This window comes from Metapseudomonas boanensis (assembly GCF_042232855.1).
GTDB classification, from domain to species: Bacteria; Pseudomonadota; Gammaproteobacteria; order Pseudomonadales; family Pseudomonadaceae; genus Metapseudomonas; species Metapseudomonas boanensis.
On the sequence record NZ_CP113889.1, the window covers coordinates 4,998,077 to 5,010,272 of the forward strand.

Here is a 12,196-nt window from a genome sequence, read left to right on the forward strand (position 1 = left end):
TGTTATCGGGTGTCGCTACATCTTCATGGCCAGCTAGCAAGCGCCACAGGATGAAGAGAACATGGCGATCGCAATCATCTTGATGCTGCTGGTCGTGGCATCAGTCCTGTTTCACCTGCTGGCTCCCTGGCATCTGACCCCGGCTGCATCCAATTGGGGCTCGATCGACACTACCCTACTCATTACGCTGGTCATCACCGGTATCTTTTTCATCGCCGTTACGGTTTTCATGGCCGTAGCCGTGATCCGATTCCGTCACCGGGAAGGGCTCAGGGCAGCCTACCAGCCGGAAAACAAGCGACTGGAATTCTGGCTGATCGTCGTGACCTCCCTGGGCATCATGGGCATGCTGGCCCCGGGATTGGTGGTCTACAAGGATTTCGTCCAGGTCCCGAAAGACGCCTATCAACTCGAAGTGATCGCCCAGCAATGGCAATGGGCATTTCGCTTTGCCGGGCAGGACGGAAAGCTCGGCCGCGCAGGTGTGAACTGGGTCGATAGCGCCAACCCCTTGGGGCTCGACCGCGATGACCCCACCGGGCAGGACGATGTCCTCATCCGCAGCAACGAAGTTCGACTTCCGCTCAATCGACCGATCAAGGTGCTGCTGCGCTCCAAGGATGTCCTGCACAATTTCTACATCCCGCAGATTCGCGGAAAGATGGATATGGTTCCGGGCATGGTGTCCCATTTCTGGTTCACGCCGACCCAGCCCGGGAAGTACGAAATATTGTGTGCCGAGTTCTGTGGCGTGGGGCACTTCAATATGCGCGGCCACCTGGTGGTCGAGCAGCCGGATGCCTTCGGCCGGTGGCTCGCCGGCCAGCAAACCTTTGCCCAGACGTTGCAAGCGGCCGCGCGCCCCAGCCAAGACAGCCTGCTGGAGAAAGGCCGCCAATTGGTGGATAGCCACGGCTGCAGCGCCTGTCATAGCCAGGATGGCAGCACCAGCCTCGGCCCGGGCTGGAAAGACCTGTACGGCCGTACCGAACAGTTGGCCGATGGCAGCAGCGTCAAGGTCGACGACGCCTACCTGGCCGAGTCGATCCTCGATCCGAAGGCCCGCCTGGTCCAGGGTTTTCCCCCGGTGATGGTGCCCTATACTTTCAACCGGGATGAGTTGGGCGCTGTAGTAGCCTTCGTCAAGTCGTTGAGCGAGGCTGGCCGCAAGGAACTGGACGCACTGCGCAGCAATGACACGCCTTCGGTCAAGGGACAGCAGCTGGCCGAGAAGCATGGCTGCCTGGCCTGCCACAGCGTCGACGGTGCCACGGGTGTCGGCCCCAGTTGGTACGGACTGTACGGCCGCACGGAAACCCTGGCCGATGGCAAGCAGGTGAAGGTCGACGAGGCGTATCTGAAACAATCGGTCATCGAGCCGGCAGCCATGATCGTGAAGGGGTTTGCACCCGTGATGCCCGCCTACACCCTGAACGACGAGGAGCTGAATGCGCTGATTGCGTACATTCGGTCCAGAACCCCAAACGACGCTGATCCCGGCAAGGGAGCCCCGAGCCAGTCGCCTTAAGGAGCCGATACGACTCCGCAACCTCCCTGGAGGATGTCCTCATGGCGTATGTGGAACAGGCTGAAGCAGATGTACTGCACGAACCCAAGAGCTTCCTGACCCGCTATATCTGGAGCCAGGATCACAAGGTCATCGCCATTCAATATGCCTTGACGGCCATCGCCGTGGGCCTTGTCGCCCTTGTGTTGTCGGGCCTTATGCGCATGCAGATCGGCTTCCCTGGCAGCCTGGAATTCATGGACGCCAGCGCTTACTACCAGGCCATGACCATGCACGGGATGATCATGGTCATCTACCTGTTGACGGCCCTGTTCCTGGGCGGCTTCGGCAACTACCTGATTCCGCTGATGGTTGGCGCCCGGGACATGGTCTTTCCCTACGTCAACATGTTGAGCTACTGGTTCTACCTGCTATCGGTGCTGGTCCTGCTGGCGAGCTTCTTCGTGCCAGGCGGCCCCTCCGGTGCCGGCTGGACGCTCTACCCGCCCCAGGCCATCACCCCGGGCACACCGGGGACCGAATGGGGCATCGTGCTGATGCTGGTGTCGCTGGCGATCTTCATCGTCGCCGCCACCATGGGCGGCCTGAACTACGTGACCACGGTGCTCCAGGCGCGCACCCACGGTATGACGCTGTTCCGCATGCCGCTGTCCGTATGGGGCATCTTCATGGCCTCGATTCTGGCGCTGCTGGCCTTCCCTGCCCTGTTCGTCAGTGCCGTCATGATGCTGTTCGACAAGCTGCTGGGCACCAGTTTCTTCATGCCGGCGATCATCTCCATGGGGCAGGCGCTCGAGCATCAGGGTGGCAGCCCGATCCTGTTCCAGCACCTGTTCTGGTTCTTCGGCCACCCGGAGGTCTACATCGTCGCCCTGCCCGCCTTCGGACTGGTCTCGGACCTGATCAGCACCCACGCGCGCAAGAACATCTTCGGCTACCGCATGATGGTCTGGGCTATCGTCGCCATCGGCGTGCTGAGCTTCGTGGTCTGGGCACACCATATGTACGTCAGCGGGATGAACCCCTACTTCGGTTTCTTCTTTGCCGTCACTACCCTGATCATCGCGGTGCCGACCGCGCTGAAGGTCTACAACTGGACCCTGACCTTGTGGCACGGCGATATCCACCTGACGGTTCCGATGCTCTTTGCCCTGGCCTTCATCGTCACCTTCCTGGTCGGCGGCCTGACGGGGCTGTTCCTCGGTAACGTGATCGTCGACATCCCGCTTTCCGATACCTACTTCGTCGTCGCGCACTTCCATATGGTCATGGGCGTGGCGCCGATCCTGGTGGTGTTCGGCTCGATCTATCACTGGTTCCCGAAAATCACCGGGCGGCTGATGAACGACACTCTGGGCAAGCTGCATTTCTGGATAACCTTCCTCGGCACCTATGCCATCTACTTCCCGATGCACTACCTGGGTTTCCTGGGCATGCCGCGCCGCTATTACGCCTATCCGGACTATGAGTTCATCCCGCAGTCGGCCCAGGATCTAAATGCATTCATCACTGTCGCCGCCCTGCTGGTCGGGGTCTCCCAGCTGCTGTTCCTCTTCAACCTCTTCTGGAGCACGTTCAAGGGTAAGCCCGCAGGTGGCAACCCCTGGCACGCCACCAGCCTGGAATGGCAAACGCCGAATACTCCGCCGGTACACGGCAACTGGGGCGCCAGGTTGCCGGTGGTGCACCGCTGGGCTTATGACTACAGCGTGCCGGGAATCGAACAGGACTTCGTCCCGCAAACGGTCTCGGCCGAAGAACTGGAAGCCATGCAGAAGCGCTCCACCACGGCCGACGCAGAGGGCGACAAGCCATGAACAGGCAGCTGCTGAAAAGCGCCGATGGCACTGGCTCCGGGGGCTGGAGCAGCGACCCTGCGGGAATCGAAACCCCGCCTTTCGATCGCAGAAAAACCGCCAAGGTGGGTCTGCGCGTGTTCCTGGCCGTGGTGACCTCGCTGTTCTTCCTCTTCCTGATCGCTTTCATCGCGCGCTCCCAGGTGTCGGACTGGCAGCCCCTGACGGCCCCATTGGCGCCCCTCGCCCATCCATGGATGCTCTGGCTGAATACGCTACTGCTCGCCTGCGGCAGCATCAGCCTGCAATGGGCGCGAGTGGCTGCCCGGCGAAACGATACCGGCAGCACTCTGCTCGGTTTCGCATTTGCCGGCGTCTTCGCCATGGCCTTCCTGGCGGGCCAACTCTGGGTCTGGCAGCAATTCATCGCCTGGGGCTACCCGGTTTCCAGCAATCCGGCCAACAGCTTCTTCTACCTGCTGACCGGGTTGCACGGGCTTCACCTGCTGGGCGGCCTGGTCGCCTGGGGCTGGACGGTCATCAGGCTCCTGCGCCGCACCCCGCTGGAGAAGCTCGGCTCAGGCGTAGAGCTGTGCGCGACCTACTGGCACTACCTGCTTGCCCTCTGGATCGTTCTCTTCGCCCTGCTGACCAGCACGCCCGAAACCTATCAAGCCATCGCGGCATTCTGCGGGTTGAGGTGAACCATGGAACCGTCTCCCGCGCCCCGAGAACCGGCGCCAGCCGCTTCTGACAATCAACTGCCGGGATGGCCGGGCATTGCCAATGACTGGTCCTCGGACCGGGATGCCTTCAAGCAGGTGCCTTGGGGCAAGGCAATGATGTGGATCTTCCTGCTCAGCGACACCTTCATCTTCACCTGCTTCCTGACCGGCTACATGTCGGTGCGCATTGCCGCCACCGAGCCCTGGCCCAACCCCAGCGAAGTGTTCGCCCTGAACATCGCGGGCAACGATATCCCGCTGATCCTGATCGCCATCATGACCTTTGTCCTGATCAGCAGCAGCGGCACCATGGCCATGGCCGTCAACTTCGCCTACCGCCGTGATCGCGTGAAAAGCGCCGCGCTCATGCTGACCACTGCCGCCTTCGGCGCGACCTTCGTCAGCATGCAGGCATTCGAATGGAGCAAACTGATCGCCGAAGGGGTGCGCCCCTGGGGCAATCCCATGGGCGCTCCGCAGTTCGGTGCCACCTTCTTCATGATCACTGGCTTCCACGGTCTGCACGTCTCAGTCGGCGTCATCTATCTCTGCACCGTGGCGCTGAAGGTGCTGCGGGGTGATTACGAGAGGAAGGGAAACTACCAGATCGTCGAGATCGCTGGGCTTTACTGGCACTTCGTGGATCTGGTGTGGGTTTTCATCTTCGCCTTCTTCTACTTGTGGTGAGGCTCAAGAGGAGCACCGGCTATGGCGCACGCACAAGGTCAGCAACATCCCATCGGCTTGTACCTGAAGATCTGGGGGCTGTTGTTCGTGCTCAGCACCCTGTCGTACCTGGTCGACTACTACCACTTCCAGGGCTATCTCAGGTGGTCGCTGATCATCGTGCTTATGCTGTTGAAAGCGGGGTTGATCGTCTCGATCTTCATGCACATGGCATGGGAGCGATTGGCGCTGGTGTACGCCATTCTCGTGCCGCCATTGTGCCTGTTGGTATTGGTCGGGCTAATGGCTGCCGAGGCGGACTACGTACTCTTCACCCGGGCACTCTTCCTCGGGCAATAGCCGCTCGACAGCCACTGAACAGGTAAATGCACTAGATCGTGCGCTTGAACTGATGCCAGCTATGCAACCAGGCCACTATCCAGTGGGGAGCCGCTACGCCGGTACCTGCAAGTCTCAGGTTGGGGTGATGGTTGATGACTCGATCCAGTTCCGTTTCCTGGCCAGGCTCGACATCGACAAAGAGCACATGCTCGCCTTCGTGGAGCTTTTCCTTGAGGTTGCGGAAGTGAGCATTGGGTACCTGGATTCCAAAGAATCCACCCTCCCAGATGCTGAACCCCAGCACGATAATGGCCAGGAAGATGAAGGGCATCCAACCTGCCGCTGACTCGGTCCACCCTGCCAGGTAGGCACCGCCAAGAATCGCTATTGCCAATGGCACGCCAATGAGGGCGCCGATCTCGCCCGAATGGACGACGTCCTGCTTCATGAACGAATTGACGTCGTGAAGATGATGTTTCTCGACCTCGGCATCCTTGTCGCTGAGTACATGAATCTGTTCGGTATCGATACCACGGGCTTCCAATTCACTCTCAACGCATTCCAACTCATCAAGATCATTGCTGATGTAATAATGCCGATTCATCGTCCACCTCCTGCTGCTTTTTTTGTGGTGCTGCTTCCCCTCCAATTTCGCTGCTTGTTGTTCTCGATCATTATTTTTTCCCGCAACAACAGCCACATTGCACGTTTATTGCACTTGAACGGAGTATAGCACCCACCCCCTGGCACCAATTCAGCCCCGACAGGTTGCACTTTCGAGCCCATCAAGACACTCCATCGGACTTCGACCACTTGCACGCCAACAGGCACGGAAGACGCTCGCGTATTGTCTAAAATTGCGTAGGAGGCGCGACAGTATCCGAGCAGCTTCGTCTGGAGGTTCCGCCATGAACACCTTGACTATCAAAGGCTGGTGCAAAACCAGCGGTGCCCAGAAGTCCACGCCCATGGGCGACATCCATTTCCGAGTCAACGAGGCCGACCATCTGCGTCTGGAGAAGGCCGAAGAGCGCCTGCAGGAAACCCATGAGCCAGAGGCGATGATCGATGTCGACATGAGCACCATGGAGTTGATCACTCCTGAAGAATGCGGCCCCTTGTCCGATTGCCAGTTTCGTGTCTACCTGAGCGCCGGCAACGAACGTGGTCAATTCCACCTGGTCGGGCATCGAGCGAGCGATGGCAGCCTGATCTACACCAACTCGGTAATGATCGACCAACTGGGGTAACCCGCGTCTACGCTGCTACAAGAGCCGGTGGGTCGAAGGCGGTCGTTGTTCAGCGACGGGCTTGGAACTTCGGAGGTGGAGGCTGGAGTGGAGTCATCTATCCCGTTCTATCGGGAATCCGGCAATGGGCCCGGCGTCGTGTGTTTCCATGCCAATGCGAGCAGCTCAGCGCAATGGCGGGGGCTCGCGGACTCTCTGGCGTCGAAGTTCCATGTTTTTGCACCGGACTCATTCGGCGCAGGCAGGGGACCTGCCTGGCCCTCGGACCGCGTGGTAACCCTGCGCGACGAGGCGGCACTCGCCGAGCCTGTCCTGGTGGCCATGGCGGGCGTTCCTTTGGTACTGGTCGGTCACTCTTACGGCGCTGCCGTTGCGCTGATCGCGGCCTTGCAGAATCCCGCCAGGGTGCGCGCCATGGTCCTTTATGAACCCACGCTGTTCGCACTGCTCGACGCAGAAACGCCCCCACCCAACGAGGCGGACGGAATCCGCCATACGGTAGCAGCTGCCGGACGGGCCCTCGACTGCAATGACCCGGATGCGGCGGCTGAACGCTTCATCGACTATTGGATGGAACCCGGCGCCTGGCAGCGCACGCCTGAGGAGCGCAAGACCCCGATCGCCAAGGCCGTGACCAATGTGCGGGGGTGGGCCCATGCGTTGCTCAACGAGCCGACGCCACTGCAAGCCTTTCGCTCACTGGACGTCCCGGTGCTGTTCATGGTCGGCAAACGCTCGCCGCAGTCATCGCTCGGAGTCGCAAGACTGCTGACCGCAACGCTGCCCCGAGTCGAGCTCGTTGAATTAGAAGGACTCGGCCACATGGGCCCAGTCACCCACCCTGATGTCGTCAATGCCGAGATCATGGGTTTTCTTGAGCGGGTCTGAAGCATCACCCAATCGTTTCGAGGCCTGCGACCAGGAGCATCGCTATCAAGGAAGACAACTAGATGAACCCTCGATATCGCGAAATCCACAAAACGGAAATCAAAAGGCAATTGGCTCGGGACATCGACCGCAAATGGGATGGGCTTTATGGAGCATTTACAGCGGGCATAGTCCTGCTCTGCTTCGGGATCGCTTTCTTTCTGAGCCCCCAGCCAGGCAGCATTATCTGGGGTTCGATTTTCGTTTTACTTGGCGGATCGTTCCTGGCCGTTTACAGGTGGTTGCTTCGCTTCATGAGGACACGCGGGATCGCTGGCGAGTGGCTGACGCTGCGCGACCAGTGGATCGTAGCAGCGATGATTGCCCTCTCCGTCTGGTTATCCAGTCATACGTGGATGTGGCTTCTCGCATTCCTTTCATCAGCGGTTTACGGCACCTGGCGTCTCAGGCAGCAACTGCGCCCCTACTGGAAGAGGTACTACTTCGGCGTGGCCCGCAACTACCTCAGGGATATCAGCAGGTACGGCCCCAGACGCAAAGGCCCGGGGGGTGAACAGGGCCAACGCTGACCCTATGCCCATTGCATATCGCAACGCATGAAGCTTTGGCAGCAATCCTGTAGGTCAGCACTTCTCGGCGGTGACTATCCTCGAATGACAACAGCTGCCTTGATGGATCAGCTACACGTTCGATCCGACCCAGATGGGGAACGCGTAATGCCCAAGGGATGGCTCGACCCTGCCCTGCTTGGCTTCACGATCATCGCTCTCCTTGCAGGGCTGGGGTCGCGCTGGCTGGGCCATGCCTCGCTCCCGGACTATCTCTGGTCAGGCAGTGCCTTGGTGATCGCCGCAGTGCTGGCGGTCGAAATCGTCGTACGCCTGCTGCGTCGGGAGGTAGGTGTTGACCTCATTGCGCTGATATCGATCGCTGGAGCCCTTTGGCTGGGGCAGGCGCTGGTGGCGTCGGTAGTCGCTGTCATGTTGGCCTCGGGGCGGACTCTCGAATACTTCACGTCCCAGCGCGCAGAGCGAGAGCTGCAGCGTCTGATCGACCGGGCGCCCAGATTCGCGTGGCGACTGGAAAACGGCGATCTGGTCCAGACACCCATCGACCAGGTACGGCCGGGCAATCACATCCTGGTGCGAATGGGCGAGGTCGTTCCGGTCGATGGAACACTGATGAGTCCGAGCGCTACCCTGGATGAGTCGGCCCTGACCGGGGAACCCATTCCCGTCACGCGACTGGCCGGCGCGGCGTTGCATAGCGGCGGCGTCAATGCCGGCAGCCCTTTCGAGCTCGATGTCAGCCAAACGGCAGAGCAAAGCACCTACGCGGGGATTGTCCGGATGGCGGAAGCTGCCCGGCAGTCCAGGGCGCCGTTCGTTCGCCTGGCCGATCAATACGCACTGACCCTGATCCCGCTGACGCTGCTCATCGCCGGCCTTGCATGGCTGGTCAGCAACGACCCCATCAGGGCGCTAGCCGTGGTGGTGGTGGCCACACCCTGCCCGCTGATCCTGGCCGTGCCCATCGCAATCATGTCCGGCATCTCCCGCTGCGCGCATCGAGGGATTCTGGTCAAGGATGGCGCGACCCTCGAGGCCCTGGCCGGAGCCGAGCTGCTGTTTCTGGATAAAACGGGCACGCTCACCACAGGCCACGCCACGGTCCAGAGCATCGAGCATTGTGGCGAGTTGCCCCCGGAACAACTGCTGTTTCTGGCCGGCTCTCTAGCGCAGGCTTCACCCCACCCTATTTCAGCGGCGATCGCCACCGCTGCCCGCCGCGACAACGCGTCCCTGGCTACTCCGACGCAAGTGGAGGAAAGCCCGGGCGCCGGTCTGCGGGGGCAGGTGGAAGGCCGTGAGGTCATGATCGGTACCCTGGAATTCACGGCTCCTGCCCAGCGCGACGGTGCCTGGGCCGCATCGGTGCTCAGGCGGATGGATTATCAGGCCTGCGGCGGTAGCTTCATCTCGGTACAGGGCACGCTCGTGGGCGCGGTGCTGTTCGCCGACAGGTTGCGTGTCGAGTCGCCGCAGGCGTTGCGTCGCCTTAAGCAGGCGGGCATTCGCAAGGTGGTGATGCTGACCGGGGACCGGTTGGAGACTGCGCAGATGATCGGCCTGGCTGCGGGCGTCGATGAAGTTCGGGCCGGACTGCGACCAGAGGAGAAGGTCGCGGCCGTCCAGCGTGCGTGCGCCGAAGGCAAGACGCTGATGGTCGGCGACGGAATCAACGACGCCCCCGCCCTGGCTGCCGCTCACGTCGGCATTGCACTGGGCGCCAGCGGCGCAACGGCCCCTTCGGAAGCGGCTGGCGTTGTCCTGCTCGTCGATCGCCTTGATCGAGTGGCGGAGGCCCTGGATATCGCCAAGCGATCCCGCGCGATCGCCAAGCAGGGTGTGCTGGTCGGGATGGGCCTCTCACTGCTGGCCATGCTGGTTGCGGCACTGGGTTATCTGCCGCCGATATCAGGCGCGATCCTCCAGGAGGTCATCGACGTTGCCGTGATCTTCAATGCACTACGAGCCCTGGGCGCGGGATTCGGCTCAAGATCAGGGACGATGCAGGGCGAGCGGGTCGATCAACTGGGCGCCGAGCATGACGACCTGGCATCTGTGCTGGAGAAGGTCAGCCTGATGGCTACCAGTTTTGCGCGGTACCCGGCAGAGCAGGCTCGTGATGAGCTGGGCGGCCTGGTCGCGCTCCTCGAGCAAAAGCTGGTGCCCCATGAGCAAAACGACGAAGCTGAGCTCTACCCTTCACTGATCACGCACCTGAAAGGTGAGGACCCGCTGGCGGCACTGAGCCACACCCATCGGGAGATTTTCCGTCTGGTGAAGCTGCTTGGGCGGATGCACAAGGATTTTTCCGTCGACCGTACCGCCATCTCGCAGGAGGAAATTCAAGTGACCCTGATCAGGCTGGACACGCTGTTGCACCTGCACTTCGACCAGGAAGATGAGCTCTACCGCAATCTGGATAGCCGCTAATGCTTGAGCGTACGAAGCCCTCTGCAGAGTCGGTTGAGTTGCGCAGGTGGATGTGAAAAGCGACATCCACCCTTGCACTGCAACCCAACCCGTCACTGCGCAATCGGCTTTACCAACGGCGTCTTGCCATCGGACAGCAGCCAGGCCACCAACGAGGCCGGTTGCGTGGTGCTGGCATTGCGCGTGACACGGTGCAATTGCTCCGGCGCCTCGTACCAGGCATCGCCCGCTTTGAAACGCTTCGGCGCCTCACCGTCCAGGGCAGACTCCACTTCGCCGCTGACCACCACCACGAACACGGCGCCGGGGTGGGTGTGGGGGCGGGAAGTGGCGCCCGGGGCGAAGTCCACGCGCAGGGCCTTGGCGTGGGACCCGGCCTGCTGCGGCAGTCGGGCCTCGGCCACCGGCGTGACCGCCTCGTCGCCCGCACCGCCGTGGGCCAGTACCGACCCACTCACGAAGGTCGCCAATGATAGGGTCACTGCTGCAATCGACTTGTGCATGGCGGTTACTCCGGCTGCAGGGCGAATCCAACACCAAGACGATTCCAGGCGTTGATAGTGGCGATGGCAAAGGTCAGCTCGGCCATTTCGCGGTCGCTGAAATGCTCGGCAACCTGTCGATAAATCGCCTCGGGCGCATGCCGCTCCGACACCAGGGTGAGGGTTTCGGTCCACAGTAATGCAGCACGCTCGCGCTCACTGAAGAAGGGGGTTTCCTGCCAAGTGGTGAGGGCCAGCAGCCGGCGCACGGAATCACCGGATTTCAGCGATTCGCTGCTGTGCAGGTCGACACAGTAGGCGCAGCCATTGAGCTGCGAGGCGCGGATCTTCACCAGCTCATGCAGCAAGGGCTCCAGCAGACTTTCGCCAAGGGCTTTCTCCAGGCCGAGCATGGCCTTGAAGGTGTGTGGGGCGACTTCACGGTAGTTGATGCGAGAGGTGTTCATGCTGTGTCTCCAGGCAGGGTGCCGACGACATGTCGGGGTTGGAGACACTGTATTGAGCGAACCGATAAGGATAAATTAGCCAAACCAGCAAACATTGTACGAAGTACCGGACAATCATGGCTTTCGACCGACTCGAAGCGATGCGTGCCTTCTGCCGTATCGTCGAACTGGGCAGCTTCACCCGCGCCGCCAATGCCCTGGCAATGGCGAAGACCACCGTCTCCGGCCAGGTCCAGGCGCTGGAAACGCAACTTGGCATCAAGCTGCTGCACCGCACGACCCGCCGCGTGACCCCCACCACCGACGGCAGCGCCTACTACGAGCGCGCCCGTATCCTGCTTGATGACATCGATGAGCTGGAAGCGACCATGTCACAGAGCCACAGCGTGGCGCGCGGCCGGGTAAAAGTGGAGATGCCCTCGCCCGTTGGACGCTTCCTGCTGATCCCTGCCCTGCCCGACTTCGTCGCCCGACACCCGCAAATCCAGCTCGACATCAACTGCAGCGAGCGCATCGTCGACCTGGTGCAGGAAGGCGTGGACTGTGCAATTCGGGGCGGCGTCATCACCGACCCAGACCTGGTCTGCCGGCCGATCGGCCAGATGCGCTTCTGCCTCTGCGCCTCCCCCACCTATCTCGCCGGAGCGACACCGCTGCACAGTCCGGAAGACCTCGCCCAGCATCGTTTCCTAGCCTTCGTGTTTCCCGCCAGTGGACGCCAGATGCATCCGGAGCTATCCCGCGGCGCTGAGCGCTTCATCATCGACCAGCCCCCCGCCATGCGCTTCAACAGCGGCGGCGCGTACATCGCCGCAGCCGAGGCTGGCCTTGGCATCGTCGCCGTGCCGATGGCCGAGGCGCGTCTCTCGATCGAAGCCGGCAAGCTCGAAGAAGTGCTGCCGGATTGGGGTCCTGCGAGCATGCCAATGAGCCTGGTCTACCCCTACTCCCGCCACCTCTCGGCGCGGGTGCGAGCCTTCATCGACTGGGCCATTGCTGTGATGGGCGATGATCCGTTGTGGCGTAGCCAGTAGTTGCGTTGGCTATTCGGTG

13 protein-coding genes are annotated in these 12,196 nt (G+C 61.4%); 10 read left to right on the forward strand and 3 right to left on the reverse strand.

What is annotated here, in order from left to right; all coding sequences use genetic code 11:
- The first annotated feature begins 61 nt into the window (after positions 1 to 61).
- Genes OXH74_RS23340 through OXH74_RS23360 form a run of 5 tightly spaced genes read left to right on the forward strand, consistent with a single transcriptional unit; the run spans position 62 to position 5,075 of the window.
- Complete coding sequence (locus OXH74_RS23340; protein WP_375739072.1) at positions 62 to 1,528, forward strand: c-type cytochrome; 1,467 nt, start codon at positions 62 to 64, stop codon at positions 1,526 to 1,528.
- 41 nt (positions 1,529 to 1,569) lie between these two features.
- Positions 1,570 to 3,345, forward strand: a complete 1,776-nt coding sequence (gene ctaD, locus OXH74_RS23345; protein ID WP_375739073.1) for a cytochrome c oxidase subunit I — start codon at positions 1,570 to 1,572, stop codon at positions 3,343 to 3,345.
- Positions 3,342 to 4,028, forward strand: a complete 687-nt coding sequence (locus OXH74_RS23350) for a cytochrome c oxidase subunit 3 (protein WP_375739074.1) — start codon at positions 3,342 to 3,344, stop codon at positions 4,026 to 4,028. The genes ctaD and OXH74_RS23350 overlap by 4 nt, the downstream gene beginning before the upstream one ends.
- Before the next feature lie 3 nt (positions 4,029 to 4,031).
- Complete coding sequence (locus OXH74_RS23355) at positions 4,032 to 4,736, forward strand: heme-copper oxidase subunit III family protein (RefSeq protein ID WP_375739075.1); 705 nt, start codon at positions 4,032 to 4,034, stop codon at positions 4,734 to 4,736.
- 21 nt (positions 4,737 to 4,757) lie between these two features.
- A complete protein-coding gene (locus OXH74_RS23360; protein ID WP_215374869.1) occupies positions 4,758 to 5,075 on the forward strand; it encodes a cytochrome C oxidase subunit IV family protein in 318 nt (105 codons plus the stop codon).
- Between the two features lie 31 nt (positions 5,076 to 5,106).
- On the opposite strand, the gene OXH74_RS23365 is transcribed toward OXH74_RS23360, so the two are convergent.
- Positions 5,107 to 5,661, reverse strand: a complete 555-nt coding sequence (locus OXH74_RS23365; protein ID WP_375739076.1) for a magnesium transporter — start codon at positions 5,659 to 5,661, stop codon at positions 5,107 to 5,109.
- Positions 5,662 to 5,965: 304 nt separating this feature from the next.
- On the opposite strand from OXH74_RS23365, the gene OXH74_RS23370 reads away from it, so the two are divergent.
- The 4 genes from OXH74_RS23370 to OXH74_RS23385 all read left to right on the forward strand — a co-directional run bounded on the left by OXH74_RS23370 (position 5,966) and on the right by OXH74_RS23385 (position 10,194).
- The gene (locus tag OXH74_RS23370; protein ID WP_375739077.1) at positions 5,966 to 6,307 is read left to right on the forward strand and encodes a hypothetical protein; all 342 of its coding nucleotides are present in this window, start codon (positions 5,966 to 5,968) and stop codon (positions 6,305 to 6,307) included.
- Between the two features lie 87 nt (positions 6,308 to 6,394).
- The gene (locus OXH74_RS23375) at positions 6,395 to 7,195 is read left to right on the forward strand and encodes an alpha/beta fold hydrolase (RefSeq protein ID WP_375739078.1); all 801 of its coding nucleotides are present in this window, start codon (positions 6,395 to 6,397) and stop codon (positions 7,193 to 7,195) included.
- Between the two features lie 62 nt (positions 7,196 to 7,257).
- The gene (locus OXH74_RS23380) at positions 7,258 to 7,764 is read left to right on the forward strand and encodes a hypothetical protein (protein WP_375739079.1); all 507 of its coding nucleotides are present in this window, start codon (positions 7,258 to 7,260) and stop codon (positions 7,762 to 7,764) included.
- A 147-nt stretch (positions 7,765 to 7,911) separates the two neighbouring features.
- The gene (locus tag OXH74_RS23385; protein ID WP_375739080.1) at positions 7,912 to 10,194 is read left to right on the forward strand and encodes a heavy metal translocating P-type ATPase; all 2,283 of its coding nucleotides are present in this window, start codon (positions 7,912 to 7,914) and stop codon (positions 10,192 to 10,194) included.
- Positions 10,195 to 10,286: 92 nt separating this feature from the next.
- On the opposite strand, the gene OXH74_RS23390 is transcribed toward OXH74_RS23385, so the two are convergent.
- On the reverse strand, positions 10,287 to 10,697 hold the full coding sequence (locus tag OXH74_RS23390) for a cupin domain-containing protein (protein WP_375739081.1): 411 nt from the start codon (positions 10,695 to 10,697) through the stop codon (positions 10,287 to 10,289).
- 5 nt (positions 10,698 to 10,702) lie between these two features.
- Positions 10,703 to 11,143, reverse strand: a complete 441-nt coding sequence (locus OXH74_RS23395; protein ID WP_375739082.1) for a carboxymuconolactone decarboxylase family protein — start codon at positions 11,141 to 11,143, stop codon at positions 10,703 to 10,705.
- A 116-nt stretch (positions 11,144 to 11,259) separates the two neighbouring features.
- Between OXH74_RS23395 and OXH74_RS23400 the strand changes: the two genes are divergently transcribed.
- Complete coding sequence (locus OXH74_RS23400) at positions 11,260 to 12,177, forward strand: LysR family transcriptional regulator (RefSeq protein WP_375739083.1); 918 nt, start codon at positions 11,260 to 11,262, stop codon at positions 12,175 to 12,177.
- Positions 12,178 to 12,196 lie beyond the last annotated feature (19 nt).

Excerpts from the sequence above, each read along its gene's own strand:
- OXH74_RS23340 (WP_375739072.1), top strand. The coding sequence starts at position 62 with ATGGCGATCGCAATCATCTTGATGCTGCTGGTCGTGGCATCAGTCCTG.
- ctaD (WP_375739073.1), top strand. The coding sequence starts at position 1,570 with ATGGCGTATGTGGAACAGGCTGAAGCAGATGTACTGCACGAACCCAAG.
- OXH74_RS23350 (WP_375739074.1), top strand. The coding sequence starts at position 3,342 with ATGAACAGGCAGCTGCTGAAAAGCGCCGATGGCACTGGCTCCGGGGGC.
- OXH74_RS23355 (WP_375739075.1), top strand. The coding sequence starts at position 4,032 with ATGGAACCGTCTCCCGCGCCCCGAGAACCGGCGCCAGCCGCTTCTGAC.
- OXH74_RS23360 (WP_215374869.1), top strand. The coding sequence starts at position 4,758 with ATGGCGCACGCACAAGGTCAGCAACATCCCATCGGCTTGTACCTGAAG.
- OXH74_RS23365 (WP_375739076.1), bottom strand. The coding sequence starts at position 5,661 with ATGAATCGGCATTATTACATCAGCAATGATCTTGATGAGTTGGAATGC.
- OXH74_RS23370 (WP_375739077.1), top strand. The coding sequence starts at position 5,966 with ATGAACACCTTGACTATCAAAGGCTGGTGCAAAACCAGCGGTGCCCAG.
- OXH74_RS23380 (WP_375739079.1), top strand. The coding sequence starts at position 7,258 with ATGAACCCTCGATATCGCGAAATCCACAAAACGGAAATCAAAAGGCAA.
- OXH74_RS23385 (WP_375739080.1), top strand. The coding sequence starts at position 7,912 with ATGCCCAAGGGATGGCTCGACCCTGCCCTGCTTGGCTTCACGATCATC.
- OXH74_RS23390 (WP_375739081.1), bottom strand. The coding sequence starts at position 10,697 with ATGCACAAGTCGATTGCAGCAGTGACCCTATCATTGGCGACCTTCGTG.
- OXH74_RS23395 (WP_375739082.1), bottom strand. The coding sequence starts at position 11,143 with ATGAACACCTCTCGCATCAACTACCGTGAAGTCGCCCCACACACCTTC.
- OXH74_RS23400 (WP_375739083.1), top strand. The coding sequence starts at position 11,260 with ATGGCTTTCGACCGACTCGAAGCGATGCGTGCCTTCTGCCGTATCGTC.